General features: G+C 75.2%; 1 protein-coding gene. It reads left to right on the top strand.

The window, feature by feature from the left end; genetic code table 11:
• Nucleotides 1-20,781, top strand: a complete 20,781-nt coding sequence (locus ACFWW9_RS10785; protein WP_390374434.1) for a type I polyketide synthase — start codon at nucleotides 1-3, stop codon at nucleotides 20,779-20,781.
• Nucleotides 20,782-20,787: the final 6 nt, after the last annotated feature.

The following is a 20,787-nucleotide window of genomic DNA, read 5'->3' as shown; positions in this document are numbered from 1 at the left end:
GTGAGGACTCCCGTGAACGAGAACAAGCTCCGCGACTACCTCAAGCGCGTGACGGCGGACCTCCAGCGCGCCAAGGCCCGGCTGCGCGAGGTCGAGGACGGCACCGGCGAGCCGATCGCGATCGTCGCGATGGGCTGCCGCTACCCCGGCGGCGTGACCAGCCCCGAGGAGCTGTGGGACCTGGTCGCGGGCGAGGTCGACGCGGTGACCCCGTTCCCCGCCGAACGCGGGTGGGCGATCGAGGGCACGGGCGCGTTCGTCGACGACGTCGCCGGGTTCGACGCGGACCTGTTCGGCATCTCGCCGCACGAGGCGCTGGCGATGGACCCGCAGCAACGGCTGCTGCTGGAGACCGCGTGGGAGGTGTTCGAGCGGGCCGGGATCGACCCGACCTCGTTGAAGACCAGCAAGACCGGCGTGTTCGCGGGCGTGCAGTACCAGGACTACGCGTCCCGGCCGCTGGCCGTGGCCGACGAGGTCCGGCCGTACCTGGGGCAGGGCGGCTCGGACAACATCGTGTCCGGCCGCGTCGCCTACGCGTTCGGGCTGGAGGGCCCGGCGGTCTCCATCGACACGGCGTGCTCGTCGTCGCTGGTCGGCATCCACCTGGCCGCGCAATCGCTGCGGTCGCGCGAGAGCGACCTGGCGCTCGCGGGCGGTGTCATGGTGATGTCGACCGACGCCGCGTTCGCCGAGATGTCCATCCAGGGCGGTCTGGCCGCCGACGGCCGGTGCAAGTCGTTCTCCTCCGGCGCCGACGGCACGGGCTGGGGCGAGGGCGTCGGCCTGCTGCTGCTGGAACGGCTGTCCGACGCGCGCCGCAACGGGCACCCGGTGCTCGCGGTGATCCGCGGGTCCGCGGTGAACTCCGACGGCGCGTCGAGCAGGCTCACCGCGCCGAACGGTCCCGCGCAGCAGCGGCTGATCCGCACGGCGCTGGCCGGGGCCGGGCTCGCACCGGCCGACGTGGACGTGGTGGAGGCGCACGGCACCGGAACGCCGCTGGGCGACCCGATCGAGGCCCAGGCGTTGATCGCCACCTACGGCAAGGACCGCGAACGGCCGTTGCTGCTGGGATCGCTGAAGTCCAACATCGCCCACACCCAGGCGGCGGCCGGGGTCGGCGGCGTGATCAAGATGGTCCTCTCCATGCGGGCCGGGATCGTGCCCGCGACCCTGCACGTCGACGAGCCCACGCCGTCCGTGGACTGGTCCGACGGCACCGTGCGGCTGGTGACGTCGGCCGAGCCGTGGCCCGAGACCGGTCGTCCGCGCCGGTCCGCCGTGTCGTCGTTCGGCGTGAGCGGCACGAACAGCCACGTCATCCTCGAACAGGCACCGGAGGTCGACCCGGAACCCGGTGGCGCCGTGGACGGTTCCCCGGTCGCCTGGGTGCTGTCCGGTCGCACGGAGGCCGCGTTGCGCGGTCAGGCGGGGCGGCTCGCGGAGTTCCTGGGCGACTCGACCGCGCGGGTCGTCGACATCGCGCACTCGCTGGCCTCCACGCGTGCCGCGCTGGAGCACCGGGCGGTGCTGGTCGGCGCCGACCCGGCCGAGTTCCTGGCCAAGCTGACCGACCTGGCGGCGGACTCGCCGTCGGCCGACGCGGTTCGCGGGGTGGCGGCGGGTGACGCGCCGGACGTCCTGTTCGCGTTCCCCGGCCAGGGGACGCAGTGGGCGGGCATGGCGGTCGAACTGCTGGACACGTCCCCGGTGTTCCGCGACCGGCTGGTGGAGTGCGCCGACGCGCTGGCCCCGCACGTGGACTGGTCGCTGCCGGAGGTGCTGCGCGGCGAAGGCCCCGGCCTGGAGCGGGTGGACGTCGTGCAGCCCGTGCTGTTCGCCGTGATGGTGTCGCTGGCGGCGCTGTGGGAGTCCTGCGGGATCACCCCGGCCGCCGTGATCGGCCACTCGCAGGGCGAGATCGCCGCCGCCGTGGTGGCGGGCGCACTGTCCCTTGAGGACGGTGCGAGGGTGGTCGCGTTGCGCAGCAAGGCCTTGACGGCGCTGAGCGGCGCGGGCGGGATGATGTCCGTCGCCCTGCCCGCGGACGAGGTGCCGCTGACGGGAGACCTGTCGCTGGCGGCGGTGAACGGTCCGTCGTCGGTGGTCGTGTCGGGTGACCCGGCCGACCTGGTGGCGCTGCGGGACCGGCTGCACGGCCGGGACGTCCGCGCCACGATCCTGCCGGTCGACTACGCGTCCCACTCCGCGCACGTCGAGCGGATCGAACGCGACCTGCTCGACGCGTTGGACGGCGTGGCCCCGGTGTCGTCGGACATCGCGTTCTACTCGTCGGTGACCGGCGGCCTGCTCGACACCGCCGGGCTCGACGCCGCCTACTGGTACCGGAACCTGCGGCAGACCGTGGAGTTCGAGCGGGCCACACGGGCCGCGCTGGCCGACGGCCACGGCGTCGTGCTGGAGGTCGGCCCGCACCCGGTGCTCACCAACGCGGTGCAGGAGACCGCCGAGGCGGTCGGGTCGGCGGTGGCCCTCGGCTCGCTGCGCCGCGACGACGGCGGCCCGCGCCGGGTGCTCACGACGCTCGGCGAACTGCACGCCGCAGGCGTGGTCGTGGACTGGGCCGCGGTGCACGCCCCGCACGCGCCGCGGGTGATCGCCCTGCCCACGTACGCCTTCCAGCGCAAGCACTACTGGCTGGAGACCGCGCCCGCGACCGGCGACCTCCGCGCCGCGGGGCTGGGCACGCCGGACCACCCGCTGCTCGGAGCCGTCGTGTCCGTCGCGGACGGCGACGGCGTGCTGTTCACCGGGCGGCTGTCCCGCCGCACGCACCCGTGGCTGGCCGACCACGCCGTCGGCGACGCGGTCCTCCTGCCGGGGGCCGCGCTGCTGGAACTCGCGATCCGCGCGGGCGACCAGGTCGGCTGCGGCCGGGTCGAGGAGCTGACGCTCGAAGCGCCGCTGCTGCTGCCCGACGACGGGCCGGTGACCATCCAGGTGGCCGTCGGCACGCCCGACGAGCAGGGTCGTCGACCGCTGACCGTGTTCGGCCGCACCGGCGACGACGACTGGACCCGGCACGCGGGCGGCGTCCTCGCCCCGACCCCCGCCGTCGCACCAGCCACCGCCACGGCGTGGCCGCCCGCCGGGGCCGAGCCGATCGACGTGTCCACGCTCTACGACGACTTCGCGGCCGTGGGGTTCCACTACGGGCCCGCGTTCCAGGGCCTGCGGGCCGCGTGGCGACTGGGCGCGGAGGTGTTCGCCGAGGTCGAACTGCCCGAGGACCACCGCGGCACGGCCACCGCCTACGGCCTGCACCCGCTGCTGCTCGACGCCTCCCTGCACGCCTCCGGCGCCGGGTCGACGCCCGCGGGCTGGCTGCCGTTCTCGTGGTCCGGCGTCACGCTGCACGCCTCGGGCGCGGCGGCCCTGCGGATGCGCCTGACCCCGGCCGGTCCGTACGGCTTCGCGCTCGACGCCCGTGACGGCGCGGGCGCCCCCGTGCTGACCGTCGACTCGCTGCTGCTCCGCCCGACCCCGGCCGGTGGCCTGAAGACCGGCCGCGACCCGGTGCGCGACGCGCTGTTCCGGTTGGACTGGGTGCGGCTGCCCGGCACCGCCCCGGCCGCCGGGTGGGCCGACCTGCCCGACGTGGCACCGATCGTGGTCGCCCGGATCGCCCGACCGGACGCGACCGACGTCGTCGCCGCGACCCACGACGCCGTGCGAGAAGCCCTGGAGCTGGTGCGGACCTGGCTGGCCGACGAGCGGTTCCGCGACTCGCGGCTCGTGGTCGTCACGCACCGGGCCGTCGCCGCGCACGACGACGAGGACGTGCTCGACCTGCCCGCCGCGGCGGCTCGCGGCCTCATCCGCTCCGCCCAGTCCGAACACCCCGACCGGTTCGGGCTGCTCGACCTCGACCGCGACACCGACCTGGCCGTGGGACTCGGCGCGTTCGGCGCGGACGAGGACCAGGTCGCCGTGCGCGGGGGAGAGGTCCTCGTGCCGCGCCTGACCCGCACCCCGGCGGGCGCGCGGGCCGCGTGGGACCCGGACGGCACGGTGCTGATCACCGGCGGCACGGGCGTCCTCGGCGGCATCGTCGCCCGGCACCTGGTCGTCGAGCACGGCGTCCGCCACCTCGTGCTGACCGGACGCTCCGGCGGCGCGGCCGACCTGGTGGCCGAGTTGGCCGAACTCGGTGCCACGGCCACGGTCGTCGCCTGCGACGTCGCCGACCGGGCCGCGCTCGCCGACCTGGTCGACCGGTACCCGCCGACCGCCGTCGTGCACGCGGCGGGCGTGCTGGACGACGGCGTGGTCACCTCGCTCACCGCGGATCGGCTCGGGCCCGTGCTGCGGCCGAAGGTCGACGCCCTGGCGCACCTGGACGAGCTGACCCGCGACCTGGACCTGTCGGCGTTCGTCCTGTTCTCCTCCGGCGCGGGCGTGCTCGGCGGCGCGGGCCAGGGCGCCTACGCCGCCGCCAACGCGTTCGTGGACGGCTTCGCGCGGCACCGCCGGGCCCGCGGTCTGCCCGCGGTGTCCGTGGCGTGGGGGCTGTGGGAGACGCGCACCGGCCTCACCGGCCACCTCGACGACGCCGACCTGCGGCGGATCGCCGCCTCCGGCCTGCCGCCGCTCTCCACCGACCTCGGCCTCGCGCTCTTCGACTCCATTGTGGATGGTCCCGCGTTCGTCGCCGCTATGCCGGTCGACGTGGCCGCGCTGCGCGACCAGCCGGTCGCCCCCGTGCTGCGGGCCCTGGTCCGCACGCCGGTCCGCCGCCCGCTCGCGGCGTTGGCGGGCGACACCGCGTCCGGCCTGGTGCGCGACCTCGCCGCGCTGCCCGTCGACGGACGCGTCCGGCAGCTCTCCGAGACCCTGCGCGGGCACGTCGCCGCCGTCCTCGGCCACGGCTCCGCGGACGACGTCGACGCCCGCCGCGCCTTCCGCGACCTCGGGTTCGACTCGCTGGCCGCCGTGGCGCTGCGCAACCGACTGGCCGCGGCCACCGGCCTGCGGCTGCCCGCGACGCTGGTGTTCGACCACCCGTCCCCGGCCGAACTCGCCGTCCACCTGCTGGAGCGGCTGTTCGAGGACGCGGCCGACGCCCCGGCCGTCCCGACCACCGCCGTGACGGCCGTCGACGGCGACCCGATCGTCGTCGTGGCGATGGGCTGCCGCCTGCCCGGAGGCGCCGACACCCCGGAACGGTTCTGGGGCCTGCTGTCCGACGAGGCCGACGCGGTGTCGGAGTTCCCGCGCGACCGCGGCTGGGACGTCGACGGGCTCTACCACCCCGATCCCGACCACCCCGGCACGACCTACACCCGTGAAGGCGGGTTCCTGGTCGACCCGGCCGACTTCGACCCCGCGTTCTTCGGCATCTCGCCGCGCGAGGCCATGGCCACCGACCCGCAGCACCGGCTGCTCCTCGAAGTCACGTGGGAGGCGTTCGAACGCGGCGGCATCGACCCGGACTCGTTGCGCGGCAGCGACACCGGCGTGTTCGCGGGCGTGATGTCCAACGACTACACGCTCCGCCTCGACCGCGTCCCCGAGGAGGCGGTGGACTTCGTCGGCCTCGGCAACTCCCCGAGTGTGCTGTCCGGCCGCGTCTCCTACACGTTCGGCTTCCAGGGCCCGGCGATCACCGTGGACACGGCGTGCTCGTCGTCGCTGGTGGCCATCCACCTCGCCGCGCAGGCCCTGCGCAACGGCGAGTGCTCGCTGGCCGTCGCCGGTGGCGTCACGGTCATGTCCACGCCGCTGCTGTTCGTGGACTCCAGCCGGACCCGCGGCCTGGCCTCCAACGGTCGGAGCAAGGCGTTCGCCGCGTCGGCCGACGGCGTCGGCATGGCCGAGGGCGCGGGCGTCGTGCTGCTGGAACGGCTGTCCGACGCGGTCCGCCGCGGCCACCCGGTGCTCGCCGTCCTCAAGGGCAGCGCGGTCAACCAGGACGGCGCGTCCAACGGTCTGGCCGCCCCCAACGGCGCCGCGCAGCGCCGGGTCATCCAGCAGGCGCTCGCCTCGGCGGGCCTCTCTGCCGACGACGTGGACGCGGTCGAGGCGCACGGCACCGGCACCCGGCTCGGCGACCCGATCGAGGCGGGTGCGCTGCTGGCCACCTACGGCCGCGGCCGCACGGGCGACCCGCTGTGGCTGGGGTCGGTGAAGTCGAACATCGGCCACTCCCAGGCCGCCGCGGGCGTGTCGGGCGTGATCAAGATGGTGCTCGCCCTGCGCCACGCCACGCTGCCGCGCACCCTGCACGTCGACGCCCCGACGCCTGAGGTGGACTGGACGTCCGGGGCCGTGGAGCTGCTGACCGAGGCCCGTGCCTGGCCACCGAACGGGCGTCCTCGCCGAGCGGGCGTGTCGTCGTTCGGGGTGAGCGGCACCAACGCGCACGTGATCATCGAGGAGTTCCCCGAACCCGCGCGCGTCCCGGCCGCTGCCCCGGACCTGCTGGCGTTCCCGCTGTCGGCCCGCGGTCCCGAGGCGTTGCTGGCGCAGGCCGACGCCCTGCGCGAACACGTCGAACGGCACCCGGACCTGGCTCCGGTCGACGTCGCGTTCACCCTCGCCACCGGACGGGCGCTGTTCGACCACCGCGCCGTCGTGATCGGCGCGAACCGCGACGACCTGCTCCGCGGCCTCGCCGAGGTCGCCGGTCAGGGTCCCGCCACCACCACGACGGGCAGGCCGGTGTTCGTGTTCCCCGGCCAGGGGTCCGAGTGGGCGGGCATGGGGCGTGACCTGGCCGCGGCGCACCCCGTGTTCGCGGCACGGCTGCGCGAGTGCGATGAGGCGTTCCGCCCGCACACCGGCTGGTCGGTGCTGGACGTGCTGACCGAGGTCGACGGTGCGCCGAAACTGGACCACACGACCGTGGTGCAGCCGGTGCTGTTCTCGGTGATGGTGTCGCTGGCCGCGCTGTGGCGCTCGTACGGCGTCGAGCCCGCCGGGGTGGTCGGCCACTCGCAGGGCGAGGTCGCCGCGGCCGTGGTCGCGGGTGTGCTGCCGTTGGCCGACGCGGCCCGGATGCTGGTGCTGCGCAGCACGTTGCTCGCCGCGGAACTGGTCGGCAAGGGTGTCATCGCCGTTGTCGCGTTGCCCGCCGAACGGGTGCGCGAAGACCTGGCGCCGTGGGGTGATCGTGTCGTGGTGTCCGGCATCAACGGGCCGACTGCCACGTCCGTCTCCGGCGACACCGAGGCCGTCACCGCCCTGGTCGCCGGGTGGAAGGCCGCGGGGGAGCGGGCGAGGGTCGTCCCGGCCAGCGGCGCCACCCACAGCCCGCAGGTCGAACCCGTGCGCGGACCGCTGCTCGACGCCCTGTCGTCCCTGCGCCCCACCGACGGCGAGGTGCCGTTCTACTCCACGGTCACCACCGAACCCATGCCCGGCACCGCGCTGGACGCCGGCTACTGGTTCGAGAACGCCCGCCGCCCGGTCGACTTCGTCGGCACCGTCCGGCGGCTGCTCGCCGACGGGCACGACCTGTTCATCGAGTGCAGCCCGCACCCCACGCTGGTCTCGGCGCTCGTCGAGATCGCCGAGGACGCCGGGAGCGACGCGGTCGCCCTCGGCTCGCTGCGCCGGGACGACGGAGCGGCGGACCGGTTCCTGACGTCGTTGGCGGAGCTGCACGTGCGCCGCGGCCCGGTCGACTGGACGCGGGTCGTCACCGGCGGCAGGCACGTGGAGCTGCCGACCTACCCGTTCCAGCGCCGCCGCTACTGGCTCGAATCCGCCCGCACCTCCGGTGATGTCCGGTCGGTCGGGCAGGCCACGGCCGACCACCCGCTGCTCGGCGCGTCGCTCGCGCTCGCCGAGCAGGACGGCCTGCTGCTCACCGGACGGCTGTCCACCGGCACCCACGAGTGGCTCGCCGACCACGCCCTGGGCGGCACGGTGTTGTTGCCCGGCACCGCTTTCCTGGAACTGGCCGTCCGCGCGGGCGACCAGGTCGGCTGCGGCCGGGTCGACGAACTCGTGCTGGAAGCGCCGCTGCTGCTGCCCGAGCGCGGCGGCATGGCCGTGCAGGTCGTGGCAGGCGCACCGGACGGCACGGGCGCTCGCACGGTCCACGTCCACGCCCGCCCCGACGACGCTCCCGACGACTTCCCGTGGACCCGGTACGCCTCCGGCGTCCTGATCCCCGACGAGCCCACGCCGACGGCCCCGTTCAGCGCGTGGCCGCCGCCGGGCGCGGAACCGGTGGACGTGGCCGCCCACTACACCGCCGCCGAAGGCACCGACCACGCCTACGGGCCCGCGTTCCGGGGTCTGCGAGCGGCGTGGCGGTCCGGCGACGAGGTGTTCGCCGAGGTCGCGCTGCCCGAAGGCCTGGTCGGTGAGGCCGAGGAGTTCGGCCTGCACCCGGCGCTGCTGGACGCCGCCGTCCAGGCGACCGCGTTCGGCGACTTCTTCGACGGCGACGACCGGTTCCGGCTGCCGTTCTCGTGGTCCGGCGTGTCCCTGCACGCCGTCGGCGCGACCGCCCTGCGGGTGCGGATCCGCGCGGCAGGCTCGGAGGCCGTCGCCCTCGACGCCGTGGACGAGTCCGGCGCGCCCGTCGTGTCCGTGGACTCCCTGGTGGCGCGGCCGTTCTCGGCCGACCAGCTGAGCGCGGACGACTCGGCACTGCGGGACTCGCTGTTCCGCGTCGAGTGGTCGTCGGCGTCCACAGAGGACACACGGCCGGTCGTGGTCGTCGGCACCGGGCTCGCCGTGCCAGGCGCTCGGGTGCACGCCGCGCTTGCCGAGGTCGTGGACGTGCCCGAGGTGGTCCTGTTGGCCCCGACCGGCGGTGACGTCCGCGACGGCCGGGTGCTCGTGGCGTTGCGGGAGTGGCTGGCCGACGAGCGGTTCGCCGCCGCCCGGCTGGTCGTGGTGACCCGCCAGGCCGTGGCGACCGCCGAAGGCGACGACGTGGACCTCGCCCAGGCCCCGCTGTGGGGGCTGGTCCGGTCCGCGCAGTCGGAGCACCCCGGCCGATTCGGCCTGCTGGACGTCGACGGCGTCGAGGTGCCCGCCGCCGTGGCGGGCTCGGCGGAACCCCAGCTCGCGCTGCGCGGAGGCACCGCGCTCGTGCCACGGCTGGTGCGCGCTGCGTCCGGTGGACGGCTCGTGCCGCCCGGACAGCGGCGGACGTGGCGGATCGAGCACACCGGTCGCGGCACGCTGGAGAGCCTGGCCGTCACGACGTACGCCGAGATCACGCCCGCCGAGGGCGAGGTGCGGATCTCCGTGCGGGCCGCGGGCGTGAACTTCCGCGACGCCCTCAACGCGCTGGGCATGATGCCCGCCGAAGCGGCCGGTCCGCTGGGCGTCGAGGGCTCGGGTGTGGTCGTCGAGACCGGGCCCGGTGTCACGGACCTGCGGCCCGGCGACCGGGTGTTCGGCATCTTCCACGCGTTCGGCACGTCCGCCGTGATCGACCGGCGACTTGTCGCGCCGATGCCGGACGGGTGGACGTTCGAGCAGGCGGCGGTGGTCCCGGCGGTGTTCCTCACGGCCTACTACGGCCTGGTGGACGTCGCCGACCTGCGTGCGGGCGAGTCGGTGCTGGTGCACGCCGCCGCGGGCGGTGTCGGCATGGCCGCCGTGCAACTGGCCCGCCACCTCGGCGCCGAGGTCTACGGCACGGCGAGCCCGGCGAAGTGGGACGCGACCGGCCTGGACGAGGCGCACCTGGCGTCGTCGCGGACCCTGGAGTTCGAGCAGCGGTTCGGGACCGGTGTCGACGTCGTGCTCAACGCGCTGGCCGGGGACTTCGTGGACGCGTCGCTGCGGCTGCTGCCGCGCGGCGGCCGGTTCGTCGAACTGGGCATGACCGACGTCCGCGACGCCGCCGAGGTCGCCGCGACCCACCCCGGCGTCCGGTACCGCGGGTTCGGGCTCAGCGAGGCCGGTCCCGAGCGGACCCAGGAGATGCTGCGGGAACTCCTGTCCCTGTTCGAGTCGGGCGCGCTGCGGCCGTTGCCGCTGCGCACCTGGGACGTCACCCGGCTGCCGGAGGCGTTGCGGCACATCAGCCAGGCCCGGCACGTCGGCAAGGTGGCCGTGCGGCTGCCGCGGCCGTGGGACCCCGACGGCACGGTGCTGATCACCGGGGCCACGGGCGCCCTCGCCGGGCAGGTCGCCCGGCACCTGGTCGCCGACCGCGGGGTGCGGCACCTGCTTCTGCTCTCGCGCACGGCGTCCGCCGCGACGGACCTGCGGGACGACCTGGTCGCGCTGGGCGCGGACGTCGTGCTGGCGGACTGCGACGTGGCCGACCGCGACGCGCTCGCCCGCGTGCTGGCGGACGTCGACCACCCGTTGACCGCCGTCGTGCACACCGCCGCCGTCCTCGACGACGGCCTGCTCGCCGACCTCACGCCGGACCGGCTGGACGTCGTCCTGCGGGCGAAGGCGGACGGCGCTCGACACCTGCACGACCTCACGGCGCACCTGGACCTGGCCGACTTCGTGCTGTTCTCCTCCGGGGCGTCGGTGTTCGGCAGCCCCGGCCAGGCGAACTACGCCGCCGCCAACGCGTTCCTCGACGGCCTGGCCCAGCACCGCCGCGCACGGGGGCTGCCCGCGCGGTCGATCGCGTGGGGCCTCTGGCGGGACAGCGGCGCGGCGACCGGTCTCGACCGGACGCACCGCTCCGGCGTCCGAGCCCTGTCCACGGCCGACGGCCTCGCCCTGTTCGACGCCGTGGTGGACGAGGCGCTGGTCGTCGCCGTGGGACTGGACACCTCCGGGCGGGCCGAGGCCGACGTGCCGCCGTTGCTGCGCGGGCTGGTCGTCGCGAAGCGCCGCCGCAGCACGGGGGCCGCCGCGACGGACCTGTCCGCGTTCGCGCGGAAGCTGGCCGCGTTGACCACCCCCGAGGCCGACCGGCTGCTGACCGACCTGGTGCGGTCCACCGTCGCCGTGGTGCTCGGGCACCCGTCCGCCGACTCGGTGCCGGTCGACACGGCGTTCCGCGACCTCGGCGTCGACTCGCTGACCGCCGTGGAACTGCGCAACCGGCTGTCCGCGGCCACCGGTCTGCGGCTGCCCGCGACACTGGTGTTCGACCACCCGTCGGCCCTCCGGCTCGCCGCGCACCTGCACACGACCGTTCTGGGCAAGACCGCGCTGGGCACGGCCGACCGCGTCGCGCCGCCCACCGCGACCGTCGTCACCGGCGACGACCCGGTCGTCATCGTCGGCATGGGCTGCCGCTACCCCGGCGGCGTGAGCACCCCCGCCGAGCTGTGGGACCTGCTGCGCGCGGGCGGCGACGCCGTCGGCCCGCCGCCCGCCGACCGCGACTGGGACCTCGACGCGCTCTACTCGGGCTCCGACCTGGAACACCGAATCGCCGAAGGCGCGTTCCTGCACGACGCCGCGGGTTTCGACGCGGACTTCTTCGGCATCTCACCGCGTGAAGCGCTCACCATGGACCCGCAGCAGCGGCTCCTGCTGGAGACCACCTGGGAGGCGCTGGAACGCGCGGGCATCGACCCGTCGAGCCTGCGCGGCTCCTCGACCGGCGTGTTCGTCGGCCTGAGCAGCCACGACTACCTGATGCTGGTGGCCAGGTCCGACGAGGCCGCCGCCGGGTTCGTCGCCACCGGCAACTCCGGCAGCGTCGCGTCCGGCCGCATCGCCTACGCGCTCGGCCTTGAAGGTCCGGCGGTCACCGTGGACACGGCGTGCTCGTCGTCGCTGGTTGCGATCCACCTCGCGGCGCAGGCGTTGCGCTCCGGTGAGTGCGTGCTGGCCCTCGCGGGCGGCTCGACGGTCATGGCCGCGCCGGACGGCCTGCTGGAGTTCGGCGAGAAGGGCGGGCTGGCCGCCGACGGGCGGAGCAAGGCGTTCAGCGACCGGGCGGACGGGTTCGGCGTCGCCGAGGGCGTCGGCGTGGTGCTGCTGGAACGGCTGTCCGACGCGAAGCGCCTGGGCCACGACGTCCTCGCGGTGGTGCGGGGGTCGGCGGTCAACTCCGACGGGGCGTCCAACGGGCTGACCGCGCCGAACGGGCCGTCGCAGGAACGGGTGATCCGGCAGGCCCTGGCCGTCGCCGGGCTCACGCCCGCGGACGTGGACGTCGTGGAGGCGCACGGCACCGGCACCCGGCTCGGTGACCCGATCGAGGCAGGCGCGCTGCTGGCCACCTACGGCCAGGACCGCGACGGCGACCCGCTGTGGCTGGGATCGGTCAAGTCGAACATCGGGCACACGCAGGCCGCCGCCGGTGTGGCGGGCGTGCTGAAGATGGTGCTGGCCCTGCGGCACGAGGAACTGCCGCGGACGCTGCACGTGGACGAGCCCTCGTCCGAAGTGGACTGGACGGCAGGCGCGGTGTCGCTGCTGGCCGAGCCGGTGGCGTGGCCGCGGTCGGCACGCCCTCGCCGCGCGGGGGTGTCGTCGTTCGGCATCAGCGGCACCAACGCGCACGTGATCATCGAGGAACCACCCGTCGCGGACGAACCCGCCGTGGTGTCCGGAGTGCTGCCGTGGGTGCTGTCCGCCCGCAGCGCCGAGGGGCTGCGGCAGCAGGCACGGCAGCTGGCCGACTGGTCCGGTGAGGCGAGCACCGCCGACATCGGCCTGTCGCTGGCGGCCGGTCGGACGGCGTTCGAGCACCGGGCCGTGGTGGTCGGCCGCGACCGGGACGAGCTGCTGGCCGGGGTCGAGTCGATCGCGAGCGGTGGACTCGGGCCCGGTGTCGTGAGCGGAACGGCGTCCTCGCACGGCCGGGTGGTGTTCGTGTTCCCCGGTCAGGGGTCGCAGTGGGTCGGCATGGGTGTGGAGCTGCTGGAGTCGTCGGCGGTGTTCGCGGAGCGGATGGCGGTGTGCGAGCGGGCGTTGGCGCCGTTCGTGGACTGGTCGCTGCGCGACGCGCTGGCCGACGAGGTGCTGCTGCTGCGGGTGGACGTGGTGCAGCCGGTGCTGTGGGCGGTGATGGTGTCGCTGGCCGCGGTGTGGCGTTCGGTCGGAGTCGAGCCGTCGGTCGTCGTCGGCCACTCGCAGGGCGAGATCGCGGCGGCCGTCGTCGCCGGGGCGTTGTCGTTGGACGACGGCGCACGGGTGGTCGCGTTGCGGAGCAAGGCGATCGGGCGGTTGGCGGGTCGGGGCGGAATGGTCTCGGTGGCGGCTTCGCTCGGCGAGGTCGAGACGCTGCTCGGTGAAGGCGTGTCGGTCGCGGCGGTCAACGGGCCGACGTCCGTCGTGGTGTCGGGCGAGACGGCCGCGTTGGAGGAGTTCGTCGGCCGGTGCGGGTCGTCGCGAGTGCGGCGGATCGCCGTGGACTACGCCTCGCATTCCGCCGTGGTGGAGGAGATCCGCGACGAGCTGGCCGAACTGCTGCGGGACGTGACGCCTCGCGCGCCGGAGGTCGCGTGGCGGTCCACGGTCACCGGCGACTGGGTGCGCGGCGCCGTCGCCGACGGCGACTACTGGTACCGCAACCTGCGCGACCGGGTGCGGCTCGACCACGTGGTCCAGAGCCTCGTCGGTGACGGGTTCGGCGTGTTCGTGGAGCCGAGTCCGCACCCGGTGCTGGTGCCCGGCATCGAGGAGACGGCGTTCGGGCTGGGGCGTGAGGTCGCGGTCACCGGCACGCTCCGGCGCGACGAAGGCGGCCGGGACCGGCTGCTGGAAGCCGCCGCGCAGGCCTGGGTACGCGGCGTCGCGGTGGACTGGACGAGCGTGTTCGGCGGCCAGGGCAGGCGCGTCGAACTGCCGACGTACCCGTTCCGGCACAAGCACTTCTGGCTGCGGGCGATCCCCGTAGCCGACCCGGTCGACGACGCCTTCTGGCACGCCGTCGACCGCGAGGATCTCGCCGAGCTGACCGACACCCTCGACACCCCCGCCGAGACTTTGGCCCCAGCGCTGAAAGCGCTGTCGACGTGGCGGCGGAGGAGCAAGCAGTCCTCCACAGTGGACGGCTGGCGCTACCGCGAAGCGTGGCGCCCCTTGCCCTCCAGGGCCGCCACCCGCGTCACCGGCACGTGGCTGGTCGTGGTGCCCGCCGGGCTCGACGCCTCCTGGGCGCTCGCGGCCTTCGACACCCCGGTCGTCGTGGAGGTCCCCGGCGTCCCCGACCGGGCCGCGCTCGCCGCGCTCCTGCCCGACGAGCCGGTCACGGGCGTGCTGTCCCTGCTCGCGTTCGCCGACGGCCACCACCCGGAGCACCCGGCCCTGCCGTCCGGGCTCGCGCTGACCGCCGTCCTGCTGCAAGCACTGCTGGACTCCGGCATCGAAGGTCCACTGTGGACCGTGACGCGGGACGCCGTGGCGCGGGGTTCGGAGGACGTCGACCCGGCGGCAGCCGCTGTGTGGGGCATCGGCCGTGTCGCGGCGTTGGAACACCCGCGGCTGTGGGGCGGTCTGGTCGACGTGCCCGCGGACTGCGACCCAGCGCTCCTCGCCCACGCCCTCACGGCGGGGGGCGACGAGGACCAGCTGGCCGTGCGCGACGGGGGAGTGCTGGTCCGGCGGCTGGTGAGGGCGTCCGCGTCCCCGAAGCGCCGGAAGTGGCGCCCGTCCGGCACGGTCCTGGTCACGGGTGGCACCGGCGCGGTCGGCCCGCACGTCGTGCGCTGGCTGGCGGACGCCGGGGCCGACCACGTGGTGCTGCCCAGCCGTCGCGGTACGACCTCCGACCTCGACGTGCCCGTCCGGATCACCACCGCGGCCTGCGACGTCGCCGACCCGGTCGCGGTGAAGGCGCTGGTGCGCCGCCTGGCCGACGAAGGCACGCCGGTTCGCGCGGTCGTGCACGCCGCCGCCGCGATGGAACTCGGCTCGCTGGCCACCACTCCGCTCGGCGACCTCGCCCGCGTCTTCGACGCCAAGGCGAGGGGCGCGGAGCACCTCGCCGACGCGCTGGCCGACACCGACCTCGACGCGTTCGTGCTGTTCTCGTCCATCGCGGGCGTCTGGGGCAGCGGTGACCACGGCGCTTACGCCGCCGCGAACGCCTACCTGGACGCCTTCGCCCGCCGCCGCCGCGCTCGCGGGCAGGTGGCCACGTCCATCGCCTGGGGCGTCTGGGACTCGCCGGGTTTCACCGACGACCTCGTCCTGCCCGGTGGACTGGACCTGGCCCGCCTGCGCGGCCAGGGTCTGCCGTTCCTCGACCCCGACGTGGCCGTCGGCGCGCTGGCACGGTGCCTGGACGACGACGAGACCACCATCGCGGTCGCCGACGTGGACTGGGCGCGGTTCCACGACGTGTTCACCTCCGCCCGCCCGTCGCCGCTGTTGGCCGAGATCCCCGAGGTCGCGACCGAGGTGGCCGAACCGCCGGTCGTCGAATCGGAGCTGCTGCGCCGACTGGCCGGGCTGAGCACCGCCGAGGCCGACCGCGTGCTGCACGACCTGGTCCGCGCGCAGGCGGCCGAGGTGCTGGGCCACACCGACGGCGACCTCGACCCGTCCCGCGCGTTCCGGGACCTCGGGTTCGAGTCGCTCACGGCTGTGGACCTGCGCAACCGCCTCACCGCGCTCACCGGCCTGCGGCTGCCCGCCGCCGTGGTGTTCGACTACCCCACGGTCACCGGGCTGGCGCGGCACCTGCGGGAGCTGCTGCGCGGCGACCAGGCCGCGGCGGAGGTCCAGGCCGCCCCGGTGTCCGTGGACGAGCCGATCGCCATCGTCGGCATCAGCGGTCGCTTCCCCGGCGGTGTGCGGACGCCCGACGACCTGTGGGCCGTGCTGGCCGAGGGCCGGGACGTCATCACCGACTGGCCGACCGACCGCGGCTGGGCCCTGGACGGGCTCTACGACCCCGAACCCGGCCTGCCGGGCAAGTCGTCCACGCGGCGCGGCGGGTTCCTGCGCGACGCGGGCGACTTCGACGCGGACTTCTTCGGCATCTCGCCGCGCGAGGCGTTCGCGACCGACCCGCAGCAACGGCTGCTGCTGGAGACGTCGTGGGAGGTCATCGAGAGCGCGGGCATCGACCCGACGTCCTGCCGCGGCACGCGCACCGGCGTGTTCGTCGGCTGCGCGGTCAACGGCTACACCCCGCGTCCCGGCGACACGTCCGGTGTCGTGGACGGCCACTCCGTGACGGGCGGCTCCGGCAGCGTCGCGTCCGGCCGCATCGCCTACGCGCTCGGCCTCGAAGGCCCGGCGATGACCGTGGACACGGCGTGCTCGTCGTCGCTGGTGGCGATCCACCTCGCGGCACAAGCCCTGCGCAGCGGCGAGTGCACGCTGGCGCTCGCCGGTGGTGTCACGGTGATGGCGAACCTGGCCGGGTTCGTCGGGTTCAGCCAGCAGCGCGGACTGGCGCCGGACGGCGTGTGCAAGCCGTTCGCCAACGCCGCCGACGGCATGAGCATGTCCGAGGGCGCCGGGATGGTGCTGCTCGAACGGCTGTCCGACGCGCACCGCCTGGGGCACACCGTCCTGGCCGTGGTGCGCGGCTCCGCGGTGAACTCCGACGGCGCGTCCAACGGGCTGACCGCGCCGAACGGCCTCGCGCAGCGCCGGGTCATCGGCCAGGCCCTGGCCGCCGCCGGGCTGACCGCGGACGACGTGGACGCGGTCGAGGCGCACGGCACCGGCACGACCCTGGGCGACCCGATCGAGGCCGACGCGCTGCTCGCCGCCTACGGCCGCGGGCGCGACCCGGAACGGCCGCTGTGGCTGGGGTCGGTGAAGTCGAACATCGGCCACGCCCAGCTCGCGGCCGGTGTCGCCGGTGTGCTGAAGGTGGTGCTGTCGCTGAAGCACGGCCTGCTGCCGCGCACGCTGCACGTGGACGAGCCGACGTCCGAGGTGGACTGGTCGACCGGCGCGGTCTCGCTGCTGACCGAGCCGGTGGCGTGGCCGCGCACCGGACGTCCGCGCCGGGCGGGCGTGTCGGCGTTCGGGATCAGCGGCACCAACGCGCACCTGGTCATCGAGGAGGCTCCCGCCGCGGCGGTCGTGCCGCCGGTGCCGGTGCCCGCCGTGCTGCCCTGGGTGTTGTCGGCCAAGACCGCACCCGCGCTGCGGGCCCAGGCCGCTCGACTGGCGGACCTCGACGCCGATCCGGCCGACGTCGGCCTGTCGCTGGCCGGGCGGACGGCGTTCGCCCACCGCGCGGTCGTGATCGGCCGCAAGCGCGACGAGCTGCTGGCCGGGCTGGACGACGCCGTGAGCGGCACGGCCGCGTCCGACGGCCGGGTGGTGTTCGTGTTCCCCGGCCAGGGGTCGCAGTGGGTCGGAATGGGCGTGGAACTGCTGGAGTCGTCGGTGTTCGCGGAGCGGATGGACGAGTGCGAGCGGGCGTTGGCGCCGTTCGTGGACTGGTCGCTGCGCGAAGCCCTGGCCGACGAAACCCTGCTGCTGCGGGTGGACGTGGTGCAGCCCGTGCTCTGGGCGATGATGGTGTCGCTGGCCCACGTGTGGCGTTCGGTCGGGGTCGAGCCGTCGGCCGTGGTGGGGCATTCGCAGGGTGAGATCGCCGCCGCCGTGGTCGCCGGGGCGTTGTCGTTGGACGACGGCGCACGCGTGGTCGCGTTGCGCAGCAAGGCGATCGGTCACCTCGCCGGTCGAGGTGGGATGGTGTCGGTCGCGGCCCCGGTCGCCGACGTCGAGGCGCTGCTCGCCGACGGGGTGTCCATCGCGGCGGTCAACGGACCGGCGTCCGTGGTGGTGTCGGGCGAGACGGCCGCGTTGGAGGAGTTCGTCGGCCGGTGCGGGGCGTTGCGCGTGCGGCGGATCGCCGTGGACTACGCCTCGCACTCCGCCGTGGTGGAGGAGATCCGCGACGAGCTGGCCGAGCTGCTGCGGGACGTGACGCCGCTCGTGCCCGTGATCCCGTGGCGGTCGACGGTGTCCGGGGAGTGGGTGCGCGAGGCGGACGCCGATGGTGGCTACTGGTTCCGCAACCTGCGGGAACGCGTGCGGCTCGCGGACGTCGTGGATGGCCTGGTCGGTGACGGATACGGCGTGTTCGTGGAGCCGAGCCCGCACCCGGTGCTGGTGCCCGGCATCGAGGAGAGCGCGTTCGGGCTGGGCCGCGAGGTCGCGGTGACCGGCACGCTCCGGCGCGACGAGGGCGGTCTGGAGCGGGTGCTCGAATCCGTGGCGCGCGCCTGGGTGAACGGGGTCGCGGTCGACTGGACGAGCCTGTCCGGCGGCACCCGGATCGACCTGCCCACCTACCCGTTCCAGCACGAGCGGTACTGGCCGGACGGCCCGGTCACGACGACCGGCGACGTGTCCGGGGCGGGCCTGCTCGACCTCGACCACCCGCTGCTCGGCGCCGGGGTCTCGCTGGCGGGTGACGACGGGTACCTGTTCACCGCCCGGCTGTCCCTGGCCGCGCAGCCGTGGCTGGCCGAACACACCCTGCTGGGCGTGGTCGTCGTGCCGGGCGCGGCGCTGGCCGAGACCGCGATCCGGGTCGGTGACCAGGTCGGGTGCCCGCACGTCGAGGAACTCACCCTCCAAGTGCCGGTGGTGGTGCCGGAGTCCGGTGGGCTCACGCTGCAGGTGCGGGTGGACGAGCCCGGTCCCGACGGGACCCGGCAGGCGCGGATCTTCTCCCAGGCCGCCAACGACGGCCCGTGGCAGCCGCACGCGACCTGCGTGCTGGCCCCGGACGAACCGCCGCTACCGCACGAGTACCGCACGCTGGCGGGGGAGTGGCCGCCTGCGGGGTCGTCCACCGTGGACATCACGCGGCTGTACGACGACTTCGCCGCCACCGGGTACGACTACGGGCCGCTGTTCCGCGGGCTCACGGCCGCGTGGCGTCGTGACGACGAGGTGTTCGCCGAGGTCGTGCTGCCCGGCGAGCCCGGCGCGTTCGGCATCCACCCCGCGCTGCTGGACGCCGCGCTGCACGCGTCCTGGTTGGACGCGGCGGGGTCCGGGGGCACGAAGGTGTCCATGCCGTTCTCCTGGACCGGTCTGCGGCTGCACTCGACCGCCGCGACGGCGGTCCGGGTGCGGCTGGCCCCGACGCCGGACGGCGGAACGCGGGTGCTGCTGGCCGATCCCACCGGAGCGCCGGTCGCGTCGGTGGACTCCCTGGTGGCCCGGCCGCTGCCCGACCCGAGGTCCGGGTCCGCGCTGGACGCCCTGTTCGTGCTCGACTGGCCGGAGGTGCCGCCCGCCGCGGCGCACACCGAGCCCGTCGTGGTCCGGTTCGACCCGGCCGACACCGACGTGCGCGCTGCCGTCCGGCGGGCGTTGGAGGCGGTGCGGGAACGGCTGGAACGGGACGAGACCGACGAGTCGCCGCTGGTCGTCGTGACCCGGCGGGCCGTCGGCGTGGACGACGAGGACGTGCTCGACCTCGCGGGTGCCGCGGTGTGGGGGCTGGTCCGCACCGCGCAGGCCGAACACCCCGGCAGGTTCGTGCTCGTCGACACCGACGGGACCTCGGAGGACGTCCTCGCCGCGGCCGTTGCCACCGGCGAACCCCAGATCGCCTTGCGCGACGGGAAGATCCGCGTGCCACGACTGGCGCGGGCCGGGGAACCCGGCGTGACCGGGGCACCGCGGATCGCGGGCGGGACCGTGCTGGTCACGGGCGCGGGCGGGGTGCTCGGCGGAGCCGTCGGCAGGCACCTGGTCACGGCGTGCGGGGTGACCAGCCTGCTGCTGGTCGGCCGGAACGACCCGGCGGGCGACCTGGTGGCCGACCTGCGGGCTCTCGGCGCCGACGTCACGTTCGCCGCGTGCGACGTGGCCGACCGGACGGCGTTGGCCGCCGTTCTGGCCGCCATCCCGGCCGATCGACCGCTGTCCGGGGTGGTGCACTGCGCCGGGGTGATCGACGACGCCCTGGTCACCGCGTTGACCGCCGACCAGGTCGACCGCGTGCTGCGGCCCAAGGTCGACGGCGCGCTGAACCTGCACGAGCTGACCGCGCACCTCCCGCTGCCGGTGTTCGCGCTGTTCTCCTCGGCGTCCGGCACGACCGGCTCGCCGGGGCAGGCGGCCTACACCGCCGCGAACGCGTTCCTCGACGCCCTGGCCCGACGCCGTCGAGCAGGCGGCCTGCCCGCGCAGTCGCTCGGGTGGGGCCTGTGGGCCCGACGCGGCGCGATGACCGGCGGTCTCGGTGAGGCGCGGGTCGCTCGCGGGCGGCGGGACGGCGTCGGCGAGCTGTCCGACGCCGAAGGGCTCGCCCTGTTCGACGCGGCGCTCGCCCGGCCCGAGCGGGCGTTGCTGCTGCCGGTGCGGATCGACTTGCGCGGCGTCCGACCCGGCGACGAGCCGCCGCTGCTGCGCGGACTCGTCACCGGCAGGCGGCCCCGGCGGAGCGCGGCGGGAGCCGTTCCCGCCGATGGCGGAACGGATCTGCGGCGGAGGCTGGCCGCGCTCGACGCTGAGGGTGTCGAGTTGCTGCTGGACGAGCTGGTGCGGACCCAGGTGGCCGCCGTGCTCGGCCACGCCGGACCGGCGGCGGTCGACCCCGGCCGGGCGTTCGGCGAGACCGGGTTCGACTCGATCACGGCCGTGGAGCTGCGCAACCGGCTCGGCGCGGCCACCGGGTTGCGGCTCCCGCCGACGCTGGTGTTCGACCACCCGACCCCCGCCGCCGTGGCCGCGCACCTCGCCGTCCGGTTGGCCCCGGCCGTTCCGGTGGCGGCGGTGGCCGCGGTGGGCGACGGGGAGGTCCGGGACCTGCTGCGCACGATCCCGGTGGACCGCCTGCGGGCCGCCGGGCTGCTGGACGGCCTCCTGCGGCTGGCGGACGACCCCGTGCCGACCGGCGCGCCGAAGGACCTCAGCGAACTGGACGCCGACGAACTGGTCCGGCTGGCCCTGGGCGGCCCCGGTCTCCCCGACGACGAGTGACGGAGC

The sequence above is a fragment of the Umezawaea sp. NPDC059074 genome (assembly GCF_042738955.1).
In the GTDB taxonomy this organism is placed as follows: Bacteria; Actinomycetota; Actinomycetes; order Mycobacteriales; family Pseudonocardiaceae; genus Umezawaea.
This window is presented reverse-complemented; position numbering and strand designations above follow the sequence as displayed.